This is a genomic window from Bradyrhizobium sp. SZCCHNGR1005, assembly GCF_032489995.1.
Lineage (GTDB): Bacteria > Pseudomonadota > Alphaproteobacteria > Rhizobiales > Xanthobacteraceae > Bradyrhizobium.
In genome coordinates, this window is record NZ_JAUEZC010000003.1 from 1 (window position 1) to 25722 (window position 25722).

Below are 25722 nucleotides of genomic sequence, written 5' to 3' on the forward strand. Positions count from 1 at the left end.
ACCACACCGCGCCAATTCGTCCTCGAAACAGCTGGCGTTCACGACGAAACTACTGCCGACTTTTTCAACGGAATCGGTCACGCTCGGAAGAACTCAGGTTGAGCATATGGAATCCGCTTCACCCCCAAGGAGCCGACACCTTGCAGACATGCCGGGTCAGCCGCTTGGGCCCAGAAGCAAACATCCTGCTGGTGCGCTGCGAGGCACACGTTAGTGGCGAGGCGCCGGATATTGGTGCTCTGACCTGCCGCCCCAACATGAGCAAAGGAATCCCGCCGCTGCGCCGGGCAAGCTTCCAAGGAAGAGCCCGGGATCGTGAAGACCAAAGGGCAGCGGCCAAAGCTGAAACGCCACCGTCGAGAGCAGGCCTCCGACAAATAGACATCCTAAAGTTCTTGCGTGGAAGGGCACCAATCGTTTGATCAACGCCTGATCAGCGCGGTATGTAACGACTGCAATGGGCAATCCAAATAGATAGACAAATGGCCACCCGAAGAACGGGCCGACTATCAATAGACCGCCTTCTCTTTCCATCACGCAAAAGACCACGAAACCGATCCACGGTCCCGCAAAGGCAAAAATGTACTGTCGGCGGACCTGCGCAGCTTCCATGTATCGACTGTGGTCTTATGGAATTTATATTGTATTAGCAGTCGCCGAAGTCTTTATCTGATAAAAATCAACTGGGTTGCGCTTGGTCGCTTCGGGTCAACAGGCGCCCTTTCGTTCGGGGTGCGCTGACTTCCGGTCGAACCCGGCGAGCGGACATCTTCGGCGCAGACCGGAAGGTCGCAGACGGACCAATAGCGAAAGTCGTCGCTTCGATTCTCACGATCCGTACCGCGCCATGCCTTGCCGGCATAGCTGCGGGTGACATTGGAAAGCTCGCGTTCGAAGGTACCGGCGGGGGAAACAGCGGATCAAGGAAATCTGCGCGACGTCCGTACAGCTCCCGGCGCGTTCATGTGCTGTTGCGCCGTGAAGCCTGGGCGGGCTTTGCTATGTAGGCAAGGAATCCGCTACTGCTCCTTGCACGATCAAGTAGAGTTGGCATTGACATTAATCAAAAGACGTCCACCCCGTCGGAGCTTTTTTTGTTCGTGCGCGAGCGCACGCTGGCTTGAAACCTGAAAAATTCTCTTCACCTACATAGTTCGTTCTATTGTCGATCGCTGGGCGCCGCCTTCGCGGCCAGGAGGTAACTTAGGCGAGGTCCGGAGCTTGGCGCATCGATTTGCGCAAAGGAGGACCTCATCATGAAAATCAATCGTATAGCGCCTCTTACGAGGACAGAAAGCTCCATCATCTCGGCATCTATCGCCGAGGAACATAGGTCGAGCTTCATCGGTGGAAAAATCTCTACAGGTCCGCCGGATTCCCGCTTCAACATAATCGACCAAGAGGAGTTCGGCTTTGAGACCCGAAGCGAGCAGCTTCGGACAGCCGCGCCGGCTCATGAAACCACAATCGTACCGCGGCGAGGAAACGGCTGGCGACCGTTGTTATACTGGTTGGCTGCGTTTGCCGCGATCGCAGCTCCGGTACCGGCCGTTGGTCAATCCGACGCGCAACCGGGATCGAGACTGGTCGGCACTGGCGCGGTTGGCCCCAGCGAGCAGGGCTGGTCTGTAGCACTGTCCGCCGATGGCAACACCGCCATTGTAGGGGGTAGTGTCGACAACAAGCTCACCGGCGCAGCGTGGGTCTTCACGCGCAGCGACGATGTCTGGACCCAACAGGGCAGCAAGCTGGTGGGCACCAGCGTGGTCGGACAAGCTGGACAAGGCGTCTCCGTCGCGCTGTCCGCTGACGGTGACACCGCCTTGGTCGGTGGGCCTTATGACAACTCACGCACCGGGGCGGCGTGGGTGTTCACGCGCAGCGGCGGTGCCTGGACCCAACAAGGTAGCAAGCTGATCGGAGCTGGCGCGGTTGGAAATGCCGCTCAAGGCGCCGCCATCGCGCTGTCAGCCGACGGCAACACCGCCATTGTGGGTGGGAGTCAGGACAGCTTGAGGGCCGGCGCGGCGTGGGTCTTCACGCGCAGCGGCGGTATTTGGACCCAACAGGGTAGCAAGCTGGTTGGCACCGGCGCGGTTGGAAACGCCGCTCAAGGCGCCGCTGTCGCGCTGTCCGCCGACGGCAACACCGCCATCGTGGGTGGCCCCCTGGACGACTCCTACGCCGGGGCAGCCTGGGTCTTTGCCCGCAGCGACGGCGTCTGGAAGCAACTCGGCAGCAAGCTGATTGGCACCGGCGCAGTCGGAAAGGCTGGACAAGGATTCTCCGTTGCGTTGTCCGCTGACGGCAACACCGCAATCGTAGGAGGACTCGGCGACAACAAATACACCGGTGCGGCGTGGGTCTACAGCCGCAGCGGAGCTACGTGGAGCCAGCAGGGCAGCAAGCTGGTCGGCAGCCGCGCGGTTGGAGAAGCCAGGCAAGGCCACTCGGTAGCGATGTCCGCCGATGGCAACACCGCAATCGTAGGAGGGCTCGGCGACAACTCATACAGTGGGGCCGCGTGGATCTACAGCCGCAGCGGAGCTACGTGGAGCCAGCAGGGCGATAAGCTGGTTGGCGTTGGCGCAATGGGACACGCCGAGCAGGGTTTTTCCGCTGCGCTGTCCGCCGACGGCAACACCGCCGTCGTAGGCGGCATTGCCGACAACCGGGTCACCGGTGCGGCGTGGATCCACAACCGCCGCAAAGGTACCTGGACCCAAGGACCATTCCTTGGGTACTGAGCATCATTCGGCCGCTGGCGCCTGGAATGGGTCCAGGCGCCCGGTCTTTCGCCTGGATAGAAAACCAGTGAACTCCGGAACGGCCCAAGGGCAGACCTTGCAGGAGGTCTGCCCTGGGTCAAACGCTACAGGCTAAGTTCAATCGCAGCGCGGGGCGCGGCCTCACCAACCATGATGATGGCCTCGCCCCCGTCCATGACCCCATCCATAATGATGCCCTCGACCACCGCGATGGCCCCAACTTGGGTGGCCGCCGCCGTGCCCGTAGCCCCTTACTTGGATGATTGAGCTGTCAGTATCGGTAAGTGCATGGGAGCTTGCGACCGGCATTGCCGACGCAGACAGGATCGGAGCAAGCGCAAAAGTGCAGGCTGCAAATCCTGTTAACAAAAGCCGTTTCATAACGTACTTGCTCCTTGGATCGCGTCATCGCGAAAATGAATAACGTGTCGTCACGCGGATTGTTCCATAGTGGAACGCGAGCAGATCGCGCGATTTGCTGGAGCCTATGTCGCAGATGGCTCAAAAAGCGGCGATCAGGCGCCGCGCTGTGAAAGTCTGCATTACCGCCGGCAGTGGACGGCGGAGCAAGTGTCGCAGTCGAAAATGGCCGATGCACAAAAGACCAAAGAGCGGCTTTGGTCTGAGCGATTCCCCGATACGCTTGCTTCGCGCAGGTCGCACCCGCACCGTGCCTCGCGGCGCCTCAGCCCGGCGTGAAGATGAAGTTGTTGCAGTAGTCCTTGCGCTTCCAGAACCACTCGCCGTCGCGCCGCTGATGGATGGCCACGTCGAACGCCGACAACGGCACGAGGCCCGTGGGCGAGACGAAGCTGCCGCGATACCCGAGCGCAGCGAGATAGGCGAAGACGTCGTCGATTGTCCGGCCGACCATATGCCGGGCTTCGCATTCGAAGACCAGCGCCGGCATGTCCCTTTCGAGCATCCGCCTCGCGCCATGAAAGACATTCAGCTCGCCGCCCTCGACGTCGACCTTGAGGAGAGCCACGCGCTCGTGCGGCTTGAAATAGTCGTCTAAGGCGACCACCGGGACCGTCACTCTGTCGGACCTGCCTGCCGACGACGACGGATTGAGCGAGGCGCCCGGCGCATGCCCGATCGGAATGTGGAGCTCACGCCGGCCCGACGAGGCGTCAACAGCCTTCGCTTCAACGGTCACATTGCGCAATCCGGCCGCGGCGCAGACGGCGGCCAATCGAGCCGCCAGTTCTCGCTGCGGCTCGAACGCGACGACGCGCCCCTGCTCGCCGCACCAGCGCGAAAGCCAGGAGGTGAAGCTGCCCTTGTTGGCGCCGATGTCACACACGATGTCGCCCGGCCGCAGCCGGTGCCTGATCGCGGCAAACTCCGTCTTGTGATCGCGGAAACGCGCCTTCAGGGAGCGAATGTGAAAGCGGGCTATTTCACTGACCGAGACGGCCCCCTGATCGCGGCTTCGGCTCGCCTGCGATCGACCGAGTTCTTCGCCAACTGCAATGTCGCCGTCGTGCATCCGCAAGAGTCTCCGTCCGGCCGTTCGGCTGGTTGAGGGAGATGATCTCACCCGAGATTTGCGACCGCGGTGGGGCGGCAAAAGATGCAGACGATCGTCTCGGCGACAAAATGCGGCGCCATTGCGCGATCACGATGACCGGAGAACGGATCGACTGGCGCCGATCGACAGCGACACGCCACGCGAACAGTCGCGCGGAGTGACGGCGACGCGCAGTCTCTCCACCGCCAGTCCGGGGCCTATTCGCATCCGCTCTCAGCGCGGTATCGCCACCACGCGCAGGTTGTTGGTGGTGCCGGCCTGCGCGAAGGGGATGCCGGCGACCACGACCAGAAGATCGCCGCCTTGCGCGAACTCCTCGGAGACCGCGATCGTGGTGGCGCGATCGACCATCTCCTCGTAGCTGCCGACATCCGGCGAGAGCACGCTGTGCGCGCCCCACAACAGGCACATGCGGCGAGAGGTGTCCTCGCTCGGGGTGATGGCCAGGATCGGCAGGCTCGGCCGCTTGCGCGCGACGCGCGAGGCCGTGGTGCCGCTCGAGGTATAGGCCACGATGGTCTTGGCGTGGATCGCGGACGCCAGATCGGCGGCGGCGGTGGCCACCGCATGCGGCGGGGTCTGCTCCTCGCCGGGCTGCGTCGCCTCGATGATCGAGCGGTACATCTTGTGGCCTTCGGTCGCCTTGATGATGCTGTCCATCATCGCGACCGCCTCGCGCGGATATTGTCCGCTCGCCGATTCCGCCGACAGCATCACCGCGTCGGCGCCGTCATAGATCGCGGTGGCGACGTCGGAGACCTCGGCACGGGTCGGCGTCGGCGCCGCCACCATCGAATCCAGCATCTGCGTCGCCACGATCACCGGCTTCACCGCGAGGCGGCAGGCGCGCACCAGCTCCTTCTGCCTGCCCGGCACGTCCTCATGCGGGATTTCCACGCCGAGATCGCCGCGCGCCACCATGATGGCGTCGCAGAGCTGGATGATGTCGTCGATCCGCTCCAGCGCCGCCGGCTTCTCGATCTTGGCCATCACGCCGGCGCGGCCGTTGATCAGGCCCCGCGCCTCGATCACGTCGGAGGGCTTCTGCACGAACGACAGCGCCACCCAATCGACGCCGAGCTTGAGGCCGAAATCGAGATCGGAGCGGTCCTTCGCCGTCAGCGGCGACAGGTCCAGGACCGTGCCCGGCAGGTTGACGCCCTTGTGATTGGAGATCGCGCCGGCGACGATCACCTTGGCCTCGATCCAATCGTCGCCGAGCCCGACGACACGGACCCGAACGCGGCCGTCATCGATCAAGAGATCGTGTCCCGGGGCGACCGCGGCGAAAATCTCCGGATGCGGCAGCGGGATCGACGATTTGTCGCCTTCGGTGCCGTTCAGGACGAAGCGAATGGTCTCGCCGGTCTCGACCGTGATCTTCTTGTCGCGCAAGGTACCGACGCGGATCTTCGGGCCCTGCAGATCCATCAGGATGCCGATCGGACGTCCGACTTCCTTCTCCAGCGCGCGGATGGCGGCATGGACCTTGGCGTGATCGGCCTGCGTGCCGTGGCTGAAATTGAGGCGGAACGTGTCGACGCCGGCCAGGAACAGAGTTTTCAGCATCTCCGGCGAGTTGCTGGCGGGGCCGACGGTCGCGACGATCTTAGCTCGACGATGACGACGCATGAATATGTTGCCCTTTCCGTCCCCCGATCAGGATCGCCCTGATATCGTTGACATTGGTCAGCGTCGGTCCTGTGACAAGGAGATCGCCGACTCGCGCGAACAACGAATAACTGTCGTGCGCGGCAATGCAAGCCAGAGCATCCATGCCACAATCACGGGCACGCGACAGCGTGTCCGTACCGATCACGGCGCCGGCGGCATCTTCGGTTCCATCGATACCGTCGCTGTCGCCGGCGAGCGCCCATATAGCCGCATGACCCGACAATGCAACCGCCAGCGCCAGCAGAAATTCGGTGTTGCGCCCGCCGCGTCCCGCAGCACCGCGCCCGATCGTGACCGTCGTTTCACCGCCCGAGAGCAGCACGGCCGGCGGCGCAACGGGATGACCATGTGCCGCGACAGAGCGGGCGATGCCGGCCATCACGGTGCCGAGCTCGCGCGCTTCGCCCTCGAGCGCATCGCCGAGAATGAGCGGCGTCAGCCCCTCCTCGCGCGCGACCTTCGCCGCGGCTTCCAGCGCAAGTTGCGGGGTTGCGACCAGGCGGACATCGGCCTCGAACTCACCCGGCTTCGGGGTCTCGTCCGCGCTCGCCAGCACAGTCTGCGCCGCGGCCGGCAACGCGATCGCATGGCGCGCAGCGACGGCGCGCGCTTCGGCCAAGCTGCTCGAATCCGGCAAGGTGGGACCGGAGGCGATCGCGGCCGGATCGTCGCCCGGAATGTCCGAGATAACCAGCGTGACGACACGCGCCGGCCGTGCGGCGCGCGCGAGCCGCCCGCCCTTGATCGCCGACAGATGCTTGCGGACGACGTTCATCTCCGCAATCGTCGCACCGCTCGCCAGCAACGCGCGATTCACCGCCTGCTTGTCCGCAAGCGTCATCGGCGGGGCGGGCGCGACCATCAGCGATGAGCCGCCGCCCGACATCAGCGCGATGACGAGATCGTCGGCCGTGAGCCCCTGCACGGCCTGCAGCATGCGCTGCGCGGCGGCCTCGCTGCGAGCGTCCGGCACCGGATGCGACGCCTCCAACACGTCGATCCGGCCGGCCGGCACGGCATGACCGTCGCGCGTGACCACCACGCCGGAGAGCGCGACATCGGGCCAAGCGGCATCGAGGCCGGCCGCCATCGCCGCCGACGCCTTGCCGGCGCCGACGACGATGCAGCGCCCCTTCGGCCTGTCGGGAAGCACGCGCATGATCGAGCGCCGCGGATCGGCGCTCGCCACGGCCGCGTCAAATATCCGCCGCAAGGCGGCGCGCGCTCGCCCGTCGGTCCATTCGGCGGTCATGGCCCGGGGGATCAGACGTTGGAGCCGTGGATCGCCTCGATCACGGCATCGGTCACCTCCTTGGTGGTGGCCTTGCCGCCGACATCGGGCGTGAGAATGCCGGCCGCGCAGACCTTCTCCACCGCCGCCATCAACCGTGCCGCGGCGTCCTTCTCGCCGAGATGATCCAGCATCTGCGCACCGGTCCAGAAGGTCGCGACGGGATTGGCGATGCCCTTGCCGGTGATGTCGAAGGCCGAGCCATGGATCGGCTCGAACATCGACGGGAAGCGGCGCTGCGGATCGATGTTGGCGGTCGGCGCCACGCCGAGACTGCCGGCCAGCGCGCCGGCGAGATCGGAGAGGATGTCGGCGTGCAGATTGGTCGCCACGATGGTGTCGAGGCTCTTCGGGTGCAGCGTCATCCGCACCGTCATCGCGTCGACCAGCATCTTGTCCCAGGTGACATCGGGGAATTCGGCGGCCACCTCGGCGGCAATCTCGTCCCACATCACCATGCCGTGGCGTTGCGCGTTCGACTTGGTCACCACGGTGAGGAATTTGCGCGGCCGCGACTGCGCGAGCTGAAAGGCAAAGCGCATGATTCTGACGACGCCGACGCGGGTGAAGATCGCCACTTCGGTGCCGACCTCCTCCGGCAGGCCCTTATGCACGCGACCGCCGCAGCCGGCATATTCGCCTTCGGAGTTCTCGCGCACGATCACCCAGTCGAGATCGCCGACGCCGACATTGCGCAGCGGCGAGGCCACGCCGGGCAGGATCTTGGTCGGACGCACATTGGCATATTGATCGAACCCCTGGCAGATCGGCAGCCGCAGGCCCCACAGCGTGATGTGATCGGGCACGTCGGGCGCGCCGACCGCACCGAAATAGATCGCGTCGAATGTCTTCAGCTCGGTGAGGCCGTCCGCCGGCATCATCACGCCGTGCTTCTTGTAATAGTCCGAGCCCCAGTCGAAAGTCTTGACGTTGAAGCTGATGTCGCCGCTGCGCTTGGCCAGCGCCTCCAGGACACGGACGCCGGCCGAGATCACCTCGGGCCCGATCCCGTCAGCGGGAATGGCGGCGATGGAATAGTTGCGCATGAGAAAACTCCGTTGACGAGGGATCAGTGGGTTTGCGGGGCCGGCTCGGCCTTCGCACGCTGTGAACGGGACAGCAGCAAGGTGAGCACTGCGGAGATGACGAGCAGCCCCGCGACGAAATAAAGCCCGCCATCGAAGCTGCCGGTCCGATCCTTGATCCAACCGATCACCGCCGGGCCGACGAAGCCGCCAAGATTGCCGATCGAATTGATGGTGGCAATCCCGGCCGCCGCCGCCGAGCCTGACAGGAACATCGTGGGCATGCTCCACAGTGGCGGCTTCGAGGAGGAAATGCCGACGTTGACCAGTGTGAGGGCGGCCAGCACGGCAATCACGCCGGTTGCGAGGCCGGCAAACGCAAGACCCGCGGCTGACAACAGGCAGGCCAGCACCACGTGCCAGGTGCGCTCGCCGGTGCGGTCGGAATGCCGCGCCCACAGGATCATGACGACGACTGCAACGGTCGCTGGCACCGCATTGAGGAAGCCGACCGCGAACGAAGACAGGCCGAACTGCTTGATGATCTGCGGCGCCCACACCCCGAGCGTATAGAGCCCGGCCGAGGTGCCGAAATAGACCAGTGACAGCGCCAGCACCCGGATGTCGGCGAGACCGCGCCAGATGCTGTGGCTGGCGACCGCCGCCTTGCCGGTCCTCTCGGCATTCATCGCCTGCACCAGCCAGTTGCGCTCCTCATCGGCCAGCCAGCGCGCCTGCTCCGGCCGGTCGGTCATATAGCCGAGCACGACGAATCCGAGCAGCACCGCCGGCAAGGCTTCGACCAGGAACAGCCACTGCCACCCCTTCAGGCCGAGCAAACCGTGCATCTGCAGCAAGGCGCCGGAGACCGGCGAGCCCAGCACGGTCGAGAGCGGCGCCGCCGCCATGAACAGCGCCGTGACGGCGGCGCGCTGCCGCGCCGGAAACCAGTAGGACAGGTAGAGGATGATGCCGGGGAAGAACCCGGCCTCGGCGACGCCGAGCAGGAAACGCAGCGCATAGAAGCTGACGGCCCCCTGCACGAACGCCATCGCGCCGGACACGAGGCCCCAGGAGATCATGACCCGCGCGATCCAGATCCGCGCCCCGAATCTGTCGAGCGCGAGGTTGGACGGCACCTCGAACAGGAAATAGCCCCAAAAGAAGATGCCGGCGCCGAAACCGAACACGGAGGGCGACAGGCCGAGATCCTTGTTCATGGTCAGCGCCGCGAAGCCGATATTGACGCGGTCGATGAAGGCCACGAAGTACAGCAGCATGATAAAGGGGACGATGCGCAAGGCGACCTTGCGCAACACACGCGTTTCGAGCTCCGCCGCCATCGTCACCTCCCTGCCCGGTCTTGTTGGTTGTCGGGCAACGCTATGCGGCCGGCGCGCGGCGGGTTCAATGGACCACCATTTATACAAAAAATCGATATAATCCGCGCGCCTCGTCACAGGGATCGCCTCACAGGATCTGCCCCCATGGAATTGCACCAGCTCCGCTGCTTCGTCGCCGCCGCCGAGGAGCTGCATTTCGGCAAGGCCGCGCAACGCCTGCAGATGCTGCCCTCGGCGCTCGGCCGCCACATCAAGCTGCTGGAAGAGGACCTGGCGACACAGCTGTTCGCCCGGACGACGCGCGCGGTCTCGCTCACCGAGCAAGGCGCGGCCCTGCTGCGCGACGCCCGGGCGATCCTGTCCCGGATCGAGGCGGTGGAGGAGAGCTTCCGCCGCCGCACGCGCACCGCCACGGCGCGGCGGCTGCGGGTCGGCGCGATCGACAGTGCGGCAGCCGGATTGCTGCCGGCGCTGCTGCACGATTTTCGTCGCCGGCATCCCGGCATCGCGGTGCAGCTTTCGGAAGAGAAGACGATCCGGCTGTTGCCGAAGATTTTGTCCGGCGCACTCGACCTCGCATTCGTGCGGCCGCCGGAGCGGACCGACAAGCGGCTCGAATTCCGTCCCCTGCTCGATGAGAGCGCGGTGGTGGCGCTGCCGCAGCGGCATGCACTGGCCAGGCGCAAGCTGATTTCGCTCGCGGAGCTAGCCGACCAGCCGCTGATCGTGCCGGACCGCCGCTCGCGGCCGCACAGCCACGACCTCACGATGAAGCTGTTCGAGCAGGCCGGCCTCACGCCGCGCGTGGCCCAGCTCGCCGACGAGAAGCAGACGATCGTCAATCTGGTCGCAGCCCGTCTTGGCATTGCCATCGTGCCGCGCTGGACCTCGAGGCTCGCGATCTCGGGCGTGCGCTTCGTCCCGCTCAAGCTGAAACGTGACAGTGCGGTCGGCCGGTTGCCGCTCGCTGCGGTCTGGCTGCGCGGCTCGCGCGATCCGGCGCGCGAGGCCATGCTCGCCGTCCTCGACGCCAGACTCGGCGCTTACGCGCGAGGGGCATGAGCCGATCCCCACGCCGGCTCAGCTTTGGTCCCTCTGAAGCAGAGGAACCCTTGAACGTCCTTGCGGTTGGCTGTCGAAGCGGCCGGCTGGCGCGGCCCGCAGGAATGCATCGCGTGGACAGCAAGAGCGACAGCCCTACCTTCAACCCGGCCTCGGAGGTCGCCGGCCTGTCTGACCAACAACGGCGCGAGATCCAGTCCCAGAGCCGGCCGAGCGCCGCGCTGATCCACGAGACCATACGCGCCGAAGGCGTGAGCGAGCTCGAGCGGCGCTGGTGGGCGATCCTGATTTCCGCCTTCGCGCCGCTGGGCTACACGGCCGGCTTCCTGGTGGTAGTGCTGGGACGGCAGCAGCTCTTCACAGAGAACACCTTGACGCCGATCCTGCCGCTGCTGCACCACCGCGATCTCGCCACCTTGCTTCGCGTCCTGCGGCTGTGGTCGCTGGTGCTCGTGGCCAATGTCGTCGGCACCTGGGCCGTCGCCTCCGTATTGGCCCACACCGAGATCTTCGAGCCGCGGATCGTCGATGCCTTCCTCGAGCTCAGCCATCGCACCATCGAGGGCAGCTTCGCCTCGACATTCGTGCGGGCGGTGTTCGCCGGCTGGATCATCGCGCTGATGATGTGGTTGTTGCCGGCGCTCAGGGGCGCGGGAGCACATATCATCGTGGCGATGACCTATCTGGTCGCGCTCGGCGAGTTCTCGCATATCATCGCCGACTCGGTGGATTGCGCGTTCCTGATCCAGAGCGGCAAGGCGTCGCTGCAGGACTATGTCGGGACCTTTTTCGTGCCGACGCTGCTCGGCAATGTCGTCGGCGGCACCACCCTGGTCGCGCTGCTCAACTATGGCCAGGTCGCCGCCGAGCTCGAAGGCGGCGGTGCACCATAACGTCACCGGCGCGCCCGGCTCCGGCGTGGAGCGGAACCCGCCTGCGTGCCCAGGAACTGCACCGCCGGATTGCGGGAATGTGATCGGCGATCATCGATTTGCGTGAACTACGCCGACATCCGCCGACACTCAACGATGAAGACGTCGAGGGATACGTCGCGCCGGTCGACGACCCCTGCCCTGCGCCTGGTACCGCGGACTAATCAGCGACGAGGGCGCAACGAGCGCATGCCGTCTTGACGCAACCGGTTGCCCGGTTGGGTGAAAGCTGTCAGTCTACAAGCGGTTGGTGTGCTCGTATGGCCGGAGCAGTAATGTCGCTTCTGGGGTCGGCGCAACAAGAGGTAACAGCGTCCTCCGACCTACTGTTTCGACGGCGCGACGGCGCCGCTCGAACCGGTCGGCGGCTTGCAGCGGTCGCATTTCTCGACATCGTTGGCTACACCACCCTGATGGCGAGCGATGAGACTCGCACTCACCGCCGCTGGATGAAGATCCTTGACGAGATCGTGCAGCCTCGCACGACGGAGTATCATGGCCGGATCGTCAAGTTCACCGGAGATGGCATCCTCGCCGAGTTTACCTGCGCGCTCGACGCGGTGGAATGGGCGCAGGACATTCAGCGAATGGTGCCGTCTGCCCAGGTCGAGGACGGCGAAACATCCCCGACGATCGCGCTGCGGATTGCCATCAATCTCGGCGATATTATTGCAACCGAATTCGACATCTTCGGACATGGCGTCAATGTCGCGGCGCGACTGCAGGAGCACGCGGAGCCAGGCGGCGTGCTGCTGTCGGAATCGGTATACGACGTCGTGCGCGGCGCCCTCGGAAAACTCGTGCGAGAGCTCGGCTACTTCCAGCTCAAGAATGTCGATAAGCCGGTCCGGGCCTATTCCTTGAGCGCCGACGTTCCGGTCGCGGTGGCGCCAAGCGCCGCGCATCGCGAGCGACTGCCCTCCATCGCCGTGCTCCCGCTGCAGAATTTGGGCGGCGATCCGGCCGACGATTATTTTGCGGACGGGATCGTCGAAGACATCATTGTCTCCCTCGCCGGACTACGTGAGCTCTTCGTCATCTCGCGCGCATCGACGATCAAGTACCGCGATCGCTCGCCCGATCCGGCCGAGGTTGGGCGCGCGCTCGGCGCACGGTACGTCGTGTTCGGCACGGTGCGCAGATCCAGTCGCCTGGCGCGAGTATCGACACAGGCATGCGATTCCGAGACCGGCGAGATCCTTTGGGCCGATGCCGTCGAGGTCGCCCCGGGCGAACTGTTCGACCTTCAAGACGAGATCGTTCGAAAGATCGTCACAGGCATTGCGCCCAATGTTCGAAAGTCAGAGCTGCGCGAAGCCCTGAGGAAACGACCCGACAGTTTTACCGCCTATGATCACACCTTGAGGGCGATTCAGCTCATCAACAGTCTCGACAAGCACATCTTTCTGCAGGCCCGCGACTTTCTGAACAGGGCGATGGCGGAGGACCCGAACTTCGCCATGCCGGTGGCATGGGCAGCGCGTTGGCACAGCCTCTATGTGGGTCAGGGCTGGTCTGCCAACCCGAGCGAAGATGCCGTCCGCGCCGTCGAGTTCGCGTCCAGGGCGATCGAGCTCGACGGTCAGAACGCACTTGCACTGGCGACCTTCGGTCATCTCAAGTCGTTTCTGTTTCACGAGTATGACGGCGCTCTGATCTATTTCGATCGTGCGCTCTCGGCCTGCCCCAATCATTCGCTTGCCTGGCTGCTTTCCAGCGCCACCTTGAGCTACATCGGGGATACCGAGCAGGCGGTCAGCAGAGCCGAACACGCCCTCCGCCTGTCGCCTTTCGACCAGAGCCTTTTCAGCTACTACATGTTTCTCAACCTCGCCTACTACGCCAAGGGCGACTATGAGCGCGCGGTGAAATGGGGACGGATGTCCGCAGGCGAGAACGCTCTCTACACGGCAAACCATAGGATCTTGATTGCAGGCCTCGCGGCACTGGGACGTTTCAACGAAGCCCGGGACGTCGCTGCCAAGATGATGAAGCTCGAGCCCGAATTTCGACTGGAAGCCTATGAGCGGACCCGGCAGCCGTTTCGGCATCCGGAGATCCGAGACCGGTACATGAAGCATTTGAGGTTGGCCGGCCTTCCGGAATAGACGCGGAAGCATTCCGGCCTGGGGGCAGTGTCTGTTATTGCCAAAGGGAGGATTGCCATGAGTGGTTTTGGTCTGGCGGACGGAGCAGATGGTGCTGACGGGGCAGATGGCGCAGACGGCGCCGATGGTGCAGCAACCTCGGGAGTAGTCGCCGGCCGCATTTCGCCATTGATCCGGCCGATCGGTATCTCTCCAGCCCTGGAAAAACGTACCAACGAGGATTGGTTCAGGGGTACGCGATGGCCGCCGTTCGATGTTTCGGCAGGCTTTCCCAGGACCACATGCAACAGCTTTCCCGATGGTGCATGGAGCTCATACCACTTCTCGATCGTGGTGCTCGGTGAGTTCGTGAAGGTGCAGGGCTGGGACACGATCGATCTGCAGGCCGTGGCACCTATACCCACGGGCGCCGGCCTAAAGGCAGAACTCGACGAACTGCAGGAACTGGTGGACTACCGAGCCGGCGTCATGGCCGAGGCGCTTGCTCAGATGAACAAGATCGATCTCTATTTCAGCGGCCTTTTGATGTTCAACAGGTCATCGCATCCCGCCACTTACCGTCTCGTCCAGAGCGCGCTCCGCGTCGCCCAGTTTGTGGCCATGCATTACAAGTTCAATCCGGGGCGACAACCCGGTTCAACGTCGCCGATGCCCCCGCGGCCGCGCGCTTCGCAGCTCTCACTCGCACTGATGCCGCCGATCGACGTACCAGGGCATGCGTCATACCCGAGCGGCCATTCCACCGAAGCTAACATGCTTGCAAGCATACTTGCGCAGGTGATGCCGCAGGCTGCTTCGACACCGATCGATGCCGCCGATCCCGAGAGCACGCCGCTGCGGCGTGTCGCGCAAAGGATCGCGCGCAACCGTGAAGTGCTCGGCCTCCATTATCCTTCCGACAGCAAGGCCGGGAAGCACCTGGGCGAGACCGCGGCCACGCTTCTGCTTCCATGCCCGACCGTGACCAAGCTCGTCGCGGCGGCAAAGAGCGAATGGAGCTGAGGATGATTAGACAGTTGATCGTCATGCAGTCCGAAGGGGCTGGCGACATCAGCGACGGACCTCGCCTCCCGACAGCGGGTTTGACCGCCATAGAGGCCCGTCTGCGCGCGTTGCTCGCGGAAGACGATGCGGGCCGATGGCGTGTGCTCAGCGTCCCGGACGAGAGCTGGCGCGTCCGTCTGACACAAAGGCTGCCCGAGCCTCCGCCTCCATTGAATGAACTGGTCGTCTCGATCGAATGCACCGACAGCGCCGATGTGGAGTTGTTCCGCCGCGCAGTCGATCATGCGAACGCCCGTGCGAGGGCGCAAGACAAGACCCAGCCGTTCAAGGCGGTCGGCGCCGACATTGCGCTTTCCCAGTCCGAGTTCTTTTGCCCCACCAATCCGGACCAGCTCTTGTTCGGCGACCGGGATATTGCGAGACGGCTGACGGGTGCCGACGCACTCGGTGAGCAAGGGCTGACCGGACGCGGTGTCAATGTCGTCGTCATCGACCAGGGCTTTGATGCGAGGTTGGTCAAGAATTTCGGCGGCGGCCTTGCCAACGGCGACGTTGAGCCCGGCAGCACGAGGCGAGGTCACGGACCGATGATGGTTCGCAACATCGCCGATGCGGCTCCCGACGCGATGTTCTACGACGTCCCACTGCTCCCAGCCCGCATTGGCGACGTCACGGGCTTCATCAGCACCGCCCTTCATGTATTCTATCTTCTCGATGCCTTGATTGCTTACCTGCGGCAGCTTCCTGTGCCGCAGTGGAAAGGCCCCTGGGTCTTGGTCAATGCGTGGTCGATCTTTGATCGTTCAAGCGAGCACCCGCGCGGCGACTACACCGAACGGCGCGATCATCCGCTCAACGCAATCGTAGGGACCATCGGGGCGGCAGCCGACATCGTTTTCGCCGCCGGCAATTGCGGCCAGTTCTGTCCCGATCGCCGCTGCGGGAAAGCCGACGTGGGACCAGGCAGCAGCATCTTCGGCGCCAATTCGCACCCGGACGTCCTGACCGTAGGAGCGGTCAGAACCGACGCGCGTTGGGCAGGCCGTTCGTCGCAAGGTCCGGGCCAACCACAGCTCTCGAGACACAAGCCAGATCTATGCGCACCCAGCTATTTCCGGGAGGTCGGCGCCGATGCCTTCGCCGGTAATGTCGACGGCGCCTTCCTGAGCAACGACGGCCCACCCTACCTTGCGAGCACGGGAACGTCGGCTGCATGCGGACTCGCGGCGGGCATAGTCGCGGCCATCCGCAGCGGATGCGATCAGACATCGGTGTCACCCGGCCAATTGCGACAGCTCCTGAACGATCACGCCCGCAAGGTGGAGGGCCCGAGTTGGAATGGGCAGCTCGGCCACGGCATCATCAATGTCGAGGATGCGCTTGCAGCGTTGAGCGATACAAGCGCATGAGCAGAGCAGACACGCGTTCGCTTGCGCGCAGGACGAGTCCGACGCGGTTTCACGGCCAGTCGGCGAAATCGAGCGACGGCCGCAGCCGGCCGCTCCGGGCGCGCGCCGCGACGCTGCGCCGCCACGCCCCGGGCGCCTCGCCGGTGTGCCTGGTGAAGAAGCGGCTGAAATAGGCGGTGTCCTTGAAGCCGAGCGCAAAGGCGATCTGTTTCACGGTTGCGCTGCTGGTCTCCAGTCGGCGCGCCGCCTCCTGCACGATGCGCTGCTGGATCAGCTCACTCGGCGAGCGCTGCAAGGCGCGGCTGCACAGCGCATGCAGCCGGTCCGGCGTGACGCCCAACAGCTGCGCATAATCGGCGACGCGCAACTGCTGATGATGCCGCTCCTCCACCAGCCTGCGGAAACGGCGCAGAACGTCGGCGCTGTTGCCTGGCGCAGCGCCATCGGCCTCATCGGCAAACAGCCGCCAGAAGCGCAGCACGCAGAGCGAGAGCTCAGCCGACAGGATCGCAGCGCTCGCGCTGCGCGCGGGAGCGGCGAGCTCGGCGGCGATCGAGGCGATCGAGCGTCCAACCGCTGCAGCCAGATCGGCGTCGACCGGAAAGGCAAGGATGCCGGCCACGCCGGCCAGGTCGAGATAGGCGGTTTCCGCCGATGGCGGCAAATAGCGATGCCAGCTGTCCGCGCGCAACCGCAACAGATGCGCACGCGCTCCCGCCGAAATCTCGAGCCGCTCCGCCGATCCGGCCGGCAACCAGATCAGCGCCGGTCCGGACCAATCGCTGACCTCGCCATTCTCGTGTGCCGCTGCCCTGCCCGAAGCGAGCGACAACAGGTGGATCGAAGGCTGCGCGGCCCGCGAAGTCAGTGCCCATTGCCGCTCGGCTAAATGGGAGGCGATCGCTTCGGCGGCGACGGGATGGACAACCTCGGGGGCGAGCGGCGGCCGCTCCCGGCGGCCCGGGCCGGGCTCCGCAAGGGGCAACCGGGCGCCGGATAAGTGCAATTTTTTGCCGGATCGGTCCATTGCGGGAGGGAACCCCACAGTGCTTGCTTGGTCAAGACCCGGCGGCCGCGACGACAATGCGGACAAGGAGACCGGGAAAGGGAAACGCACATCGGCACGCGGCAAGCCCGCCTGCCCAAGGGAGGAGGCTCGACATGGTTTCGGCACAGCGTCGGACATGGCTGCGCATGGCCAGCCTGACAGCATTGGCCGCGGCACTGGGGACGTTCGCATCCCCTGCCGCCGCGCAGGACAAGATCCGCATCGGCTACACGATCTCGAAGACCGGGCCCTATGCCGGCGGCGCCGGGATCACGACCTTGCCCAACTACCAGCTCTGGGTGAAGGACGTGAACGCGGCGGGCGGCATCAAGCTCGGCGACAAGCGGCTTCCGGTCGAGATCGTCGAATATGACGACCGCAGCTCATCCGAAGAGGCCGTGAAGGCGATCGAGCGCCTGGCCAATCAGGACAAGGTCGATTTCATCCTGCCGCCCTGGGGCACCGGCCTCAATCTCGCGGTCGGCCCGACCTTGAACCGGCTCGGCTATCCGCACCTCGCGGTCACCTCGGTGACCGACAAGGCGCCGGAGCTTGCCAAGCGCTGGTCCAATGCCACCTTCTGGCTCGGGACCTCGGCGCAGATCTCGCAAGGCCTGGCCGACCTGCTCGGCAAGCTGAAGAGCGAGGGCAAGATCGAGGGCACCGTCGCGATGGTCAGCGTGGCCGACCAGTTCGGCATCGAGCTCGCCGCCGCCGGCCGCAACGCCTTCAAGAAGGCCGGCTTGAAGATCGCCTATGACAAGACCTATCCGCTCGGCTCGCAGGACATCCAGCCGCTGCTCAAGGATGCGATCGCTTCCAACGCCGACACCTTCGTCGCCTTCAGCTATCCGCCGGATACGCTGGCGCTGACCGAGCAGGCGCAGCTCCTGAAGTTCAACCCGAAGGTCTTCTATGTCGGCGTCGGCACCGCGTTTCCGCTGTTCAAGGACAAGTTCGCCGGCAACGCCGACGGCGTCATCGGGATCGGTGGCTGGGACGCGGATTCACCGCTGCTGAAGGACTACCTCGCCCGCCACAAGGCCGCGACCGGCCAGGAGCCGGACCGCTGGGCCAGCCCGATCACCTATGCGAGCCTTCAGGTGCTGCAGCAAGCGATCGAAAAGGTCGGCAAGGTCGATCGCGCGGCGGTCGCCAAGGAAATCCGCACCGGCACCTTCGACACGATCATCGGCAAGATCAAACTGAAGGACGGGCTGCTGCAGGAGGTCTGGGCCGTCGGCCAATGGCAGAACGGCGAGTTCTATGGGCTCGCGCCGGCGACGCTGGCCGGCGCCCGCGCCGCCGTGGTTCCGAAGCCCGCGTGGAAGTAAGAGGCGGCTAGGCAGGCGGCCACCGGCCGCCTGCTCCGCCGGCGATGAGGCGCCGCCATGTTGCTGTTCGACATTCTCCTGCCCGGCCTTGTGCTTGGCGGCATGTATGCGCTCATCGCGCTCGGGCTGACGCTGCAATATGGCGTGGCGCGCATCATGAACCTCTCCTATGGCGAGGCGCTGGTGGCCGCGAGCTTTGTAGCGTTCGCGCTCTACAGCGGGCTGTCGCTGAGCCCGCTGCTCGCGCTGCTGCTCGCCGTGCCTGTCGCAGCGGTGCTGAACTGGCTGCTCTACCGGCTGCTGCTGGTGCGGCTGATCCGCCGCAACAAGGACGCCGGCGCCCAGGAGATCGACAGCATCCTCGTCACTTTCGGCGTGCTGTTCGTGATCCAGGGCCTGATGCTGGTCGCGTTCGGCGGCCAATATTACAGCTACAGCTATCTCTCGATCCCGGTCGTCATTCTCGGCTCGACACTGGCGGTGAACCGGCTGGTGGCGCTGGCGTTCGCGGCCGTGATCGGCACCGCCGTCTATCTCGCGCTCACGCGCACGCGGCTCGGCACGGCGATGCGCGCGGTTGCGGTCGATGCCAGAGCGGCCAGCCTGGTCGGCATCGACGTCGCTGCGCTCGCAGGACTCGCCTTCGCCTTCGGCGGCGGACTGGTCGCTGCCGGCGGCGTGCTGGTCAGCATGTTCCTGACCTTCAACGCCGCCATGGGCGTCGTCTTCACCATGAAGGCGCTGGTGGTCGTGATCATGGGCGGCGTCGGCAACGTCATGGGCGCCTTGATCGCGGGCCTGCTGCTCGGCATCGTCGAGACCGCGGTGGCGCGTCTGGTCGATCCGGGTCTCACTCTGGCTGCCACCTATGCGCTGTTCCTCGCCGTGCTGCTGGTGCGGCCGACCGGCCTGTTCGGAAAGGCCGCGCGATGACCGGCCGCAACGCGATCCTCATTGTCGTCGGCCTGCTGACCGGCGCTGCGATCCTCGCCTTCCCGCTCTATGCCAACGGCTATTATCTCGCACTCGGCATCAGCATCCTCTATTTCACGGTGCTTGCGACCGCCTGGGCGATGTTCTCCGGCCCGACCCGCTACATCTCGCTTGCCACTGCTGCATTCTTCGGCATCGGCGCCTACAGCGCGGCTGTTACAGCGGACACCCTGTCCTGGCCGCTGCAGCTCGTGGTCGCAGCCGCCGCCGGCGCGGTGGTCGCCGCGGTCACCGGGCTGTCGACCCTGCGCCTGTCCGGCATCTACTTCGTGATCTTCTCCTTCGGCCTCGCCGAGCTGATCCGGCAGCTCGTGATCTGGTATGAGGTCAACATCTCCAAATCGGTGGGGCGCTATCTGTTCAGCGACATCACCCAGGAGATGCTGTACTGGCAGCTCCTCGCACTTGCCGCCGCCGTCCTGCTCACCGGTTATCTGCTCAGCCGCTCGCGCTATGGACTGGCGATGCGCGCGATCGGGGCGGACGAGACCGCGGCGCGGCACGCCGGCATCAACGCGACGCGCGTGAAGCTCGGGGTCTTCGTAATAAGCGCCGTGTTCATGTCGGTGACCGGCGCGATGATGGCGCCGCGCTGGACCTATATCGATCCGGCGATCGCCTTCAACCCGATGATCTCGTTCCAGGTCGTGATCATGGCCCTGCTCGGCGGCGCCGGCCATCTGCTCGGCCCGCTGCTCGGCGTCGTGCCGCTGGTGCTGCTGTTCGAGGTGCTGACCGCCACACTGCCGAACCATTTCAGCATCGTGGTCGGCCTGATCTTCATCGCGATCGTGATGGCGCTGCCGCAAGGCGTGATCGGGCTGATCGCGCCGCTGCTGCCGCGCTCGCATCCCAAACCGAAAACGGCGCCCCCGATCGTCGATGGCGAGCTGCTTGCGGTCGAGGCCGTGAGCAAATCCTTCGGCGGCCTGCGCGCCGTCGACGCCGTGAGCCTCACCGTCCGGCCGGGCGACATCCTCGGCGTGATCGGTCCGAACGGATCGGGCAAGACCACCCTGCTCAACATGCTCTCGGGCGCGCTGGCCCCCACCGCCGGCACGATCCGGCTCGGTGGTACGGTCATCACCGGCCTGCCCGCGCATAAAATCGCGCGGCTCGGTCTGGCCCGCACCTTCCAGCTCGTGCGGGTGATGCCGGAGCTCTCGATCGCGGAGAATGTTGCCGCGGCCGCGCTGTTCCGTGCCGGTGCAAGCGCGGGCGGCGTGACGGAGATCCACGATCTGCTGCAGCTGGTCGGGCTCGACCGGCCCTCGGACACGCCCGCGGGCGAGCTGACCTATATCGATCAGAAGCGGCTGGAGCTCGCCCGCGCACTCGCACTGAACCCACGGGTCCTCTTGCTCGACGAATGGCTGGCCGGGCTCAATCCAAGCGAACTCGAGACCGGCATCGCACTGATCGCGCGCTTGCGCGATCGCGGAGTGACGATCGTCATGGTGGAGCATGTGATGGACGCGATCCGCGCCCTCTGCAATCGCTGCCTGGTGATGAGCGCGGGCAAGGCGATTGCCAGCGGCACGCCCGCCGACGTGCTCGCCGATCGTGCCGTCATCGCGGCCTATCTGGGAGAAGCCGATGCTTGAGGTCTCGCGTCTGTCGCATTCCTACGGCAAGCATCAGGCGCTCGCCGATATCGCCCTTCGGATCGAGCGTGGCGAAATCGTCGCCATTCTCGGCGCCAACGGCGCCGGCAAGTCGACCTTGCTTCAGGCCATCACCGGGCTGATCAAGCCTGCCGCAGGCTCAGCCATCCAGTTCGACGGCGCGGACATCGCAGGCCTGCCGCCGTATGTGATCGTCGAGCGCGGCATTGCGCTGGTGCCGGAGGGACGCGGCGTGTTCGGCGAGCTGACGGTGGCCGAAAACCTGCAGCTCGGCGCCTTCCCGGCGCGCGCCCGCGAGGGCGAAGCGCAGCGGCGCGCGCATGTCATGCAGTTGTTTCCGCGGCTGGCCGAACGCATGGGCCAGGTGGTGCGGACCATGAGCGGCGGCGAGCAGCAGATGGTCGCAATCGGCCGCGCCCTGATGTCCAATCCGGCGCTCTTGCTGCTCGATGAGCCGTCGCTCGGGCTGTCGCCGCTGCTGAGCCGCGAGGTGTTTCGCGCGCTGGAGCGCATCCGCGCCGACGGTGTCGCCATTCTCCTGGTCGAGCAGAATGCCCGCGCGAGCCTCGACATCGCCGATCGGGTCTATCTGATCGAATCCGGCCGCAACGCCGGACACGGCCCGGCGAACGACATGAAGAACAATCCCGACGTCCAGCGCGCCTATCTCGGCGGAGCGCGCACGGCGTCCGCTGCCCCCCTTTGAATCATGAAACGATGGAGAGACCGATGAATGCGATCAACCTTCTGATCGGCGGCAAGGATCAGGCCGCAGCCAACCAGCGCACCTATCAGCGCCTCAATCCGATCAGCGGTGAGATCGCGAGCATCGTCGCGGCGGCCTCGGTCGAGGACGCGGTGCGCGCAGCCGATGCCGCAGCCGCCGCCTTTCCGGCCTGGTCGCAGCTTGGACCCGGCGAGCGCCGCAAGCGCCTCAGTGCCGCCGCCGACGCGCTGGCCCGCCATGCCGCCGAGTTCACCGCACTGATGATGGCAGAGACCGGCGCGACCGCCGGCTGGGCCGGCTTCAACGTGCATCTCGCCGAAGCCATGCTGCGCGAAGCCGCCGCCATGACCACGCAAATCGCGGGCGAAGTGATCCCGACCGATGTGCCGGACAACCTCGCGCTCGCCTTCCGGCAACCGGTCGGCGTGGTGCTCGGCATCGCACCATGGAACGCGCCGGTCATTCTCGGCGTGCGCTCGGTGGCAATGCCGCTCGCCTGCGGCAACACCGTCGTGCTCAAGGCCTCCGAGATGAGCCCGGGCGTGCACCGCCTGATCGGCAGCTGCCTGGCGGAGGCCGGCCTCGGCGATGGCGTGGTCAATGTCGTCACCAACGCGCCGGAAGATGCGGAAGCCGTGGTCGAGGCGCTGATCGCGCACCCCGCGGTGCGCCGGGTCAACTTCACCGGCTCGACCCGCGTCGGCCGGCTGATTGCGGTTGCCTGCGCCAAGCATCTGAAACGTGCGCTGCTCGAGCTCGGCGGCAAGGCGCCGCTCGTCATTCTTGATGATGCCGATCTCGATGCCGCGGTGGATGCGGCCGCCTTCGGCGCCTTCATGAACCAGGGCCAGATCTGCATGTCGACCGAGCGCATCGTGGTCGACGACAAGGTAGCGGATGCGTTCGTCGCGAAGTTCGCGGCCAAGGCCAACAGCCTGCCCTACGGCGATCCCCGCACGGGCAATGTCGTACTCGGCTCGCTGGTGTCAGGCGCGGCCTGCGACCGGGTCGGTGCGCTGATCGATGACGCGCTCGCCAAGGGCGCGACGCTGGCCGCCGGCGGCCGCGGCACCGGAACGATCATGCCGGCGACCATCGTCGATCACGTCACGCCGGCGATGCGTATCTATGGCGAAGAGAGCTTCGGCCCCGTCGTCACGGTGGTGCGCGTCAGCGGTGTCGACGAAGCCGTACGCGTCGCCAACGACACCGAATACGGGCTCTCCTCCGCCGTGTTCGGCCGCGACATCGCCCGCGCGCTGGGCGTGGCCAAGCGGATCGAGGCAGGCATCTGCCACATCAATGCGCCGACGGTACATGACGAACCGCAGGTTCCGTTCGGCGGCGTCAAGGCGTCGGGTTATGGCCGCTTCGGCGGCAAGGCTGCGATCGACGAATTCACCGAACTGCGCTGGATCACGGTGCAGACCGGCCCCCGGCATTATCCGTTTTGAGAATGAGATCATGATGCGATTGGAAGGAATCGGATCATGATCCCATCATTGATTGAGCATGATCTCCGCGCAAACGCCTATGGCGTTTGTCGCGAGGGAAAAACGGTTCCACTTTTCCGGATCATGCTCTAAGGCGGCAGCGGTGTCTCGGCGATGTCGAGCAGCGCGCCGAGACCGTGGCGCAGGCTGCGCATCCGCACCTGCTCCGAGGACAGGCCGAACGCCAGCAGCGAGCGGCCCGTCGCCTCATAGACATGGCCGAACGGGAACGACGGCAGCGTCGCGTCCGGCTGGTTGGTGTCGATCAGGCCGAGCCAGTTGCGCCCCTCCGGCACCTCCGGCAGCGTGAAGTTCACGACGTCATAATGGGCGTTGTAGATCAGCAGAAGCGTCGCGTCCGAGCCGCGGCGCTTGACGCCGGTCTCCTGCGCCCGGCCGTCGAGCAGCATGCCGAAGCAGCGCGCATTGCCGTCGGTCCACTGCTCCACCGTCATCTCCTCGCCTGATGGCGACAGCCAGGTGACGTCCTTGACGCCGAGCTCCTCGTTGAGCGAACCGACCAGGAAGCGGCTGCGATAGAGGATCGGAAACGCCTTGCGCATCGCGATCAGCTTGCGGGTGAACTCGCGCAAGCTGCGTCCCTGCGGCGTGATCGCCATCCAGTCGAGCCAGGTGGTCGCGTTGTCCTGGGCATAGGCATTGTTGCTGCCGTGCTGGGTGTGGCCGAACTCGTCGCCGGCGAGCAGCATCGGCGTGCCGTGCGCCAGCAGAAGCGTCGCCAGCAGATTGCGCTTCTGCCGCTCGCGCAGTTCGATGATCCCGGGATCGTCGGTCGGCCCCTCGGCACCGCAATTCCAAGAATGATTGTTATCGTGGCCGTCGCGATTGTCCTCCCCATTCGCCTCATTGTGCTTGTCGTTGTAGGAGACGAGGTCGTTCAAGTTGAAGCCGTCATGGGCGGTGATGAAGTTCACGCTCGCCCACGGCCGGCGGCCGCGCTTATTGAAGAGATCGCCCGAGCCCGAGATGCGCTTGGCGAAATCGGCCAAGGTGCCTGGATTGCCCTTCCAGAACGCGCGCACGGTGTCGCGGAACTTATCATTCCACTCGGCCCAACCCGGCGGAAACTGCCCGACCTGATAACCGCCGGGACCGATGTCCCAGGGCTCGGCGATCAGCTTGACGCTGGAGAGCACGGGATCCTGCCGGCAGGCATCGAGGAAGCTGCCGCCCTCGTCGAAGCCGTAGGGCTCGCGCGCCAGGATGGTGGCGAGGTCGAAACGGAAGCCGTCGACCCGCATCTCGGTCGCCCAATAGCGGAGCGAATCCGCAACCAGCTGCAGCACACGCTGATGCGACAGGTTCACGGTGTTGCCGGTACCGGTGTCGTTGATGTAGTAGCGCTTGTCGTCGGGCAGCAGCCGGTAATAGCTCGCGTTGTCGATGCCCTTGAACGACAGCGTCGGCCCGAGCTCGTTGCCTTCGGCGGTGTGGTTGTAGACCACGTCGAGGATCACCTCGATGCCGTTGGCATGGAACTGGTTGACCATGGTCTTGAATTCGGTCGCGAGGGGCGTCTTCAGGTAGCGCGGCTCGGGCGCGAAGAAGCCGATCGTGTTGTAGCCCCAGTAATTGCGCAGGCCCTTCTCGACCAGATAGCTGTCGTCGATGAAGGCGTGGATCGGCAACAGCTCGGCGGAGGTGATGCCGAGCGAGCGCAGATAGGCCGGGATGTCGTGACGGGCGAGGCCGGCAAAGGTGCCGCGATCGGCGTCCGGCACCATCGGATGCAGCTTGGTGAAGCCCTTCACATGCATCTCATAAGTGACGGTGCGCTCCCACGGAATCTCCGCCTTGCGCGGCACGCCCCAGGTGAAGGCCGGATCGATTACGCGGCACTTCAGCATCAAGGGCGCGCTGTCACGCTCGTCGAAGGAGAGATCCTTGTCGGGATGGTCGAGCTGATGGCCGAACAATTCCGGTCCCCAGCGCAAGCTGCCGACCAGCTGCTTGGCATAGGGATCGATGACGAGCTTGTTCGGATTGAACCTGTGGCCGGCGTCGGGCTCATACGGACCGTACACCCGATAGCCATACACCGTACCGGGACGCGCGGTCGGCAGATAGCCGTGCCAGACTTCGTCAGTATATTCGGGCAGCTCGATGCGCTCGAGCTCGGTTTCGCCGCCGTCGTCGAACAGGCAGAGCTCCACCTTGGTCGCGTGCGCGGAGAAGATCGCAAAATTGACGCCGAGCCCATCCCAGGTGGCGCCGAGCGGAAACGGCCTGCCTTCGCTGATCGGGGCTCTTCTCAAGGTGAACACAGCCTGAGCCAGAGCATCGCTCGGCGCGGTCGGTTGATCCATGATCGCCCCTGCCCGGTTTGGGTC

General features: G+C 65.2%; 18 protein-coding genes. 11 read left to right on the forward strand and 7 right to left on the reverse strand.

Annotated features, from left to right (window positions below):
- The first annotated feature begins 1256 nt into the window (after positions 1 to 1256).
- Complete coding sequence (locus QXZ85_RS12340; protein WP_315741869.1) at positions 1257 to 2747, forward strand: hypothetical protein; 1491 nt, start codon at positions 1257 to 1259, stop codon at positions 2745 to 2747.
- Between the two features lie 706 nt (positions 2748 to 3453).
- Here QXZ85_RS12340 and QXZ85_RS12345 read toward each other — a convergent pair.
- From QXZ85_RS12345 to QXZ85_RS12365, 5 genes are all read right to left on the reverse strand, one after another.
- Positions 3454 to 4260 (reverse strand): FkbM family methyltransferase, encoded by an 807-nt coding sequence (locus tag QXZ85_RS12345; RefSeq protein ID WP_315727774.1) that lies wholly within the window; start codon positions 4258 to 4260, stop codon positions 3454 to 3456.
- A 255-nt stretch (positions 4261 to 4515) separates the two neighbouring features.
- Complete coding sequence (pyk, locus tag QXZ85_RS12350; protein WP_315704319.1) at positions 4516 to 5934, reverse strand: pyruvate kinase; 1419 nt, start codon at positions 5932 to 5934, stop codon at positions 4516 to 4518.
- Positions 5912 to 7228, reverse strand: coding sequence for a glycerate kinase (locus tag QXZ85_RS12355; RefSeq protein ID WP_316174244.1), 1317 nt, complete (start codon positions 7226 to 7228; stop codon positions 5912 to 5914). Before QXZ85_RS12355 ends, pyk begins: the two co-directional genes overlap by 23 nt.
- A gap of 11 nt (positions 7229 to 7239) precedes the next feature.
- Positions 7240 to 8313, reverse strand: coding sequence for a tartrate dehydrogenase (locus tag QXZ85_RS12360; RefSeq protein WP_315727772.1), 1074 nt, complete (start codon positions 8311 to 8313; stop codon positions 7240 to 7242).
- 23 nt (positions 8314 to 8336) lie between these two features.
- Entirely contained in the window at positions 8337 to 9635 is a 1299-nt protein-coding gene (locus tag QXZ85_RS12365; RefSeq protein WP_315704322.1) for an MFS transporter, read from the reverse strand.
- 144 nt (positions 9636 to 9779) lie between these two features.
- Between QXZ85_RS12365 and QXZ85_RS12370 the strand changes: the two genes are divergently transcribed.
- The 5 genes from QXZ85_RS12370 (at position 9780) to QXZ85_RS12390 (ending at position 16151) form a co-directional block, all read left to right on the forward strand.
- Positions 9780 to 10697, forward strand: coding sequence for a LysR family transcriptional regulator (locus QXZ85_RS12370; protein ID WP_315704323.1), 918 nt, complete (start codon positions 9780 to 9782; stop codon positions 10695 to 10697).
- A 113-nt stretch (positions 10698 to 10810) separates the two neighbouring features.
- Positions 10811 to 11590, forward strand: a complete 780-nt coding sequence (locus tag QXZ85_RS12375) for a formate/nitrite transporter family protein (RefSeq protein WP_409977716.1) — start codon at positions 10811 to 10813, stop codon at positions 11588 to 11590.
- A 314-nt stretch (positions 11591 to 11904) separates the two neighbouring features.
- The gene (locus QXZ85_RS12380) at positions 11905 to 13737 is read left to right on the forward strand and encodes an adenylate/guanylate cyclase domain-containing protein (protein WP_315727770.1); all 1833 of its coding nucleotides are present in this window, start codon (positions 11905 to 11907) and stop codon (positions 13735 to 13737) included.
- Positions 13738 to 13764: 27 nt separating this feature from the next.
- Complete coding sequence (locus QXZ85_RS12385) at positions 13765 to 14739, forward strand: hypothetical protein (protein ID WP_315729567.1); 975 nt, start codon at positions 13765 to 13767, stop codon at positions 14737 to 14739.
- Between the two features lie 2 nt (positions 14740 to 14741).
- Positions 14742 to 16151 carry a S8 family serine peptidase gene (locus tag QXZ85_RS12390; protein WP_315727768.1) on the forward strand — a complete coding sequence of 470 codons (1410 nt, stop codon included), beginning with the start codon at positions 14742 to 14744 and terminating at the stop codon, positions 16149 to 16151.
- 49 nt (positions 16152 to 16200) lie between these two features.
- Here QXZ85_RS12390 and QXZ85_RS12395 read toward each other — a convergent pair whose 3' ends face one another.
- On the reverse strand, positions 16201 to 17136 hold the full coding sequence (locus tag QXZ85_RS12395; protein WP_315727766.1) for a helix-turn-helix domain-containing protein: 936 nt from the start codon (positions 17134 to 17136) through the stop codon (positions 16201 to 16203).
- Positions 17137 to 17312: 176 nt separating this feature from the next.
- On the opposite strand from QXZ85_RS12395, the gene QXZ85_RS12400 reads away from it, so the two are divergent.
- From QXZ85_RS12400 to QXZ85_RS12420, 5 genes are read left to right on the forward strand one after another with little or no spacing between them, the layout of a single operon-like run.
- Positions 17313 to 18533 (forward strand): amino acid ABC transporter substrate-binding protein, encoded by a 1221-nt coding sequence (locus QXZ85_RS12400; protein ID WP_315704328.1) that lies wholly within the window; start codon positions 17313 to 17315, stop codon positions 18531 to 18533.
- A 57-nt stretch (positions 18534 to 18590) separates the two neighbouring features.
- A complete protein-coding gene (locus QXZ85_RS12405; protein ID WP_315704329.1) occupies positions 18591 to 19466 on the forward strand; it encodes a branched-chain amino acid ABC transporter permease in 876 nt (291 codons plus the stop codon).
- The gene (locus tag QXZ85_RS12410; RefSeq protein ID WP_315704330.1) at positions 19463 to 21130 is read left to right on the forward strand and encodes a branched-chain amino acid ABC transporter ATP-binding protein/permease; all 1668 of its coding nucleotides are present in this window, start codon (positions 19463 to 19465) and stop codon (positions 21128 to 21130) included. The genes QXZ85_RS12405 and QXZ85_RS12410 overlap by 4 nt, the downstream gene beginning before the upstream one ends.
- Positions 21123 to 21857: an ABC transporter ATP-binding protein gene (locus QXZ85_RS12415; protein WP_315704331.1), complete on the forward strand. Its 735-nt coding sequence runs from the start codon at positions 21123 to 21125 to the stop codon at positions 21855 to 21857. The genes QXZ85_RS12410 and QXZ85_RS12415 overlap by 8 nt, the downstream gene beginning before the upstream one ends.
- Positions 21858 to 21880: 23 nt before the next feature.
- Positions 21881 to 23332, forward strand: a complete 1452-nt coding sequence (locus QXZ85_RS12420; RefSeq protein WP_315704332.1) for an aldehyde dehydrogenase — start codon at positions 21881 to 21883, stop codon at positions 23330 to 23332.
- Between the two features lie 128 nt (positions 23333 to 23460).
- On the opposite strand, the gene glgX is transcribed toward QXZ85_RS12420, so the two are convergent.
- On the reverse strand, positions 23461 to 25698 hold the full coding sequence (glgX, locus tag QXZ85_RS12425) for a glycogen debranching protein GlgX (RefSeq protein ID WP_316174247.1): 2238 nt from the start codon (positions 25696 to 25698) through the stop codon (positions 23461 to 23463).
- Between the last annotated feature and the right edge of the window lie 24 nt (positions 25699 to 25722).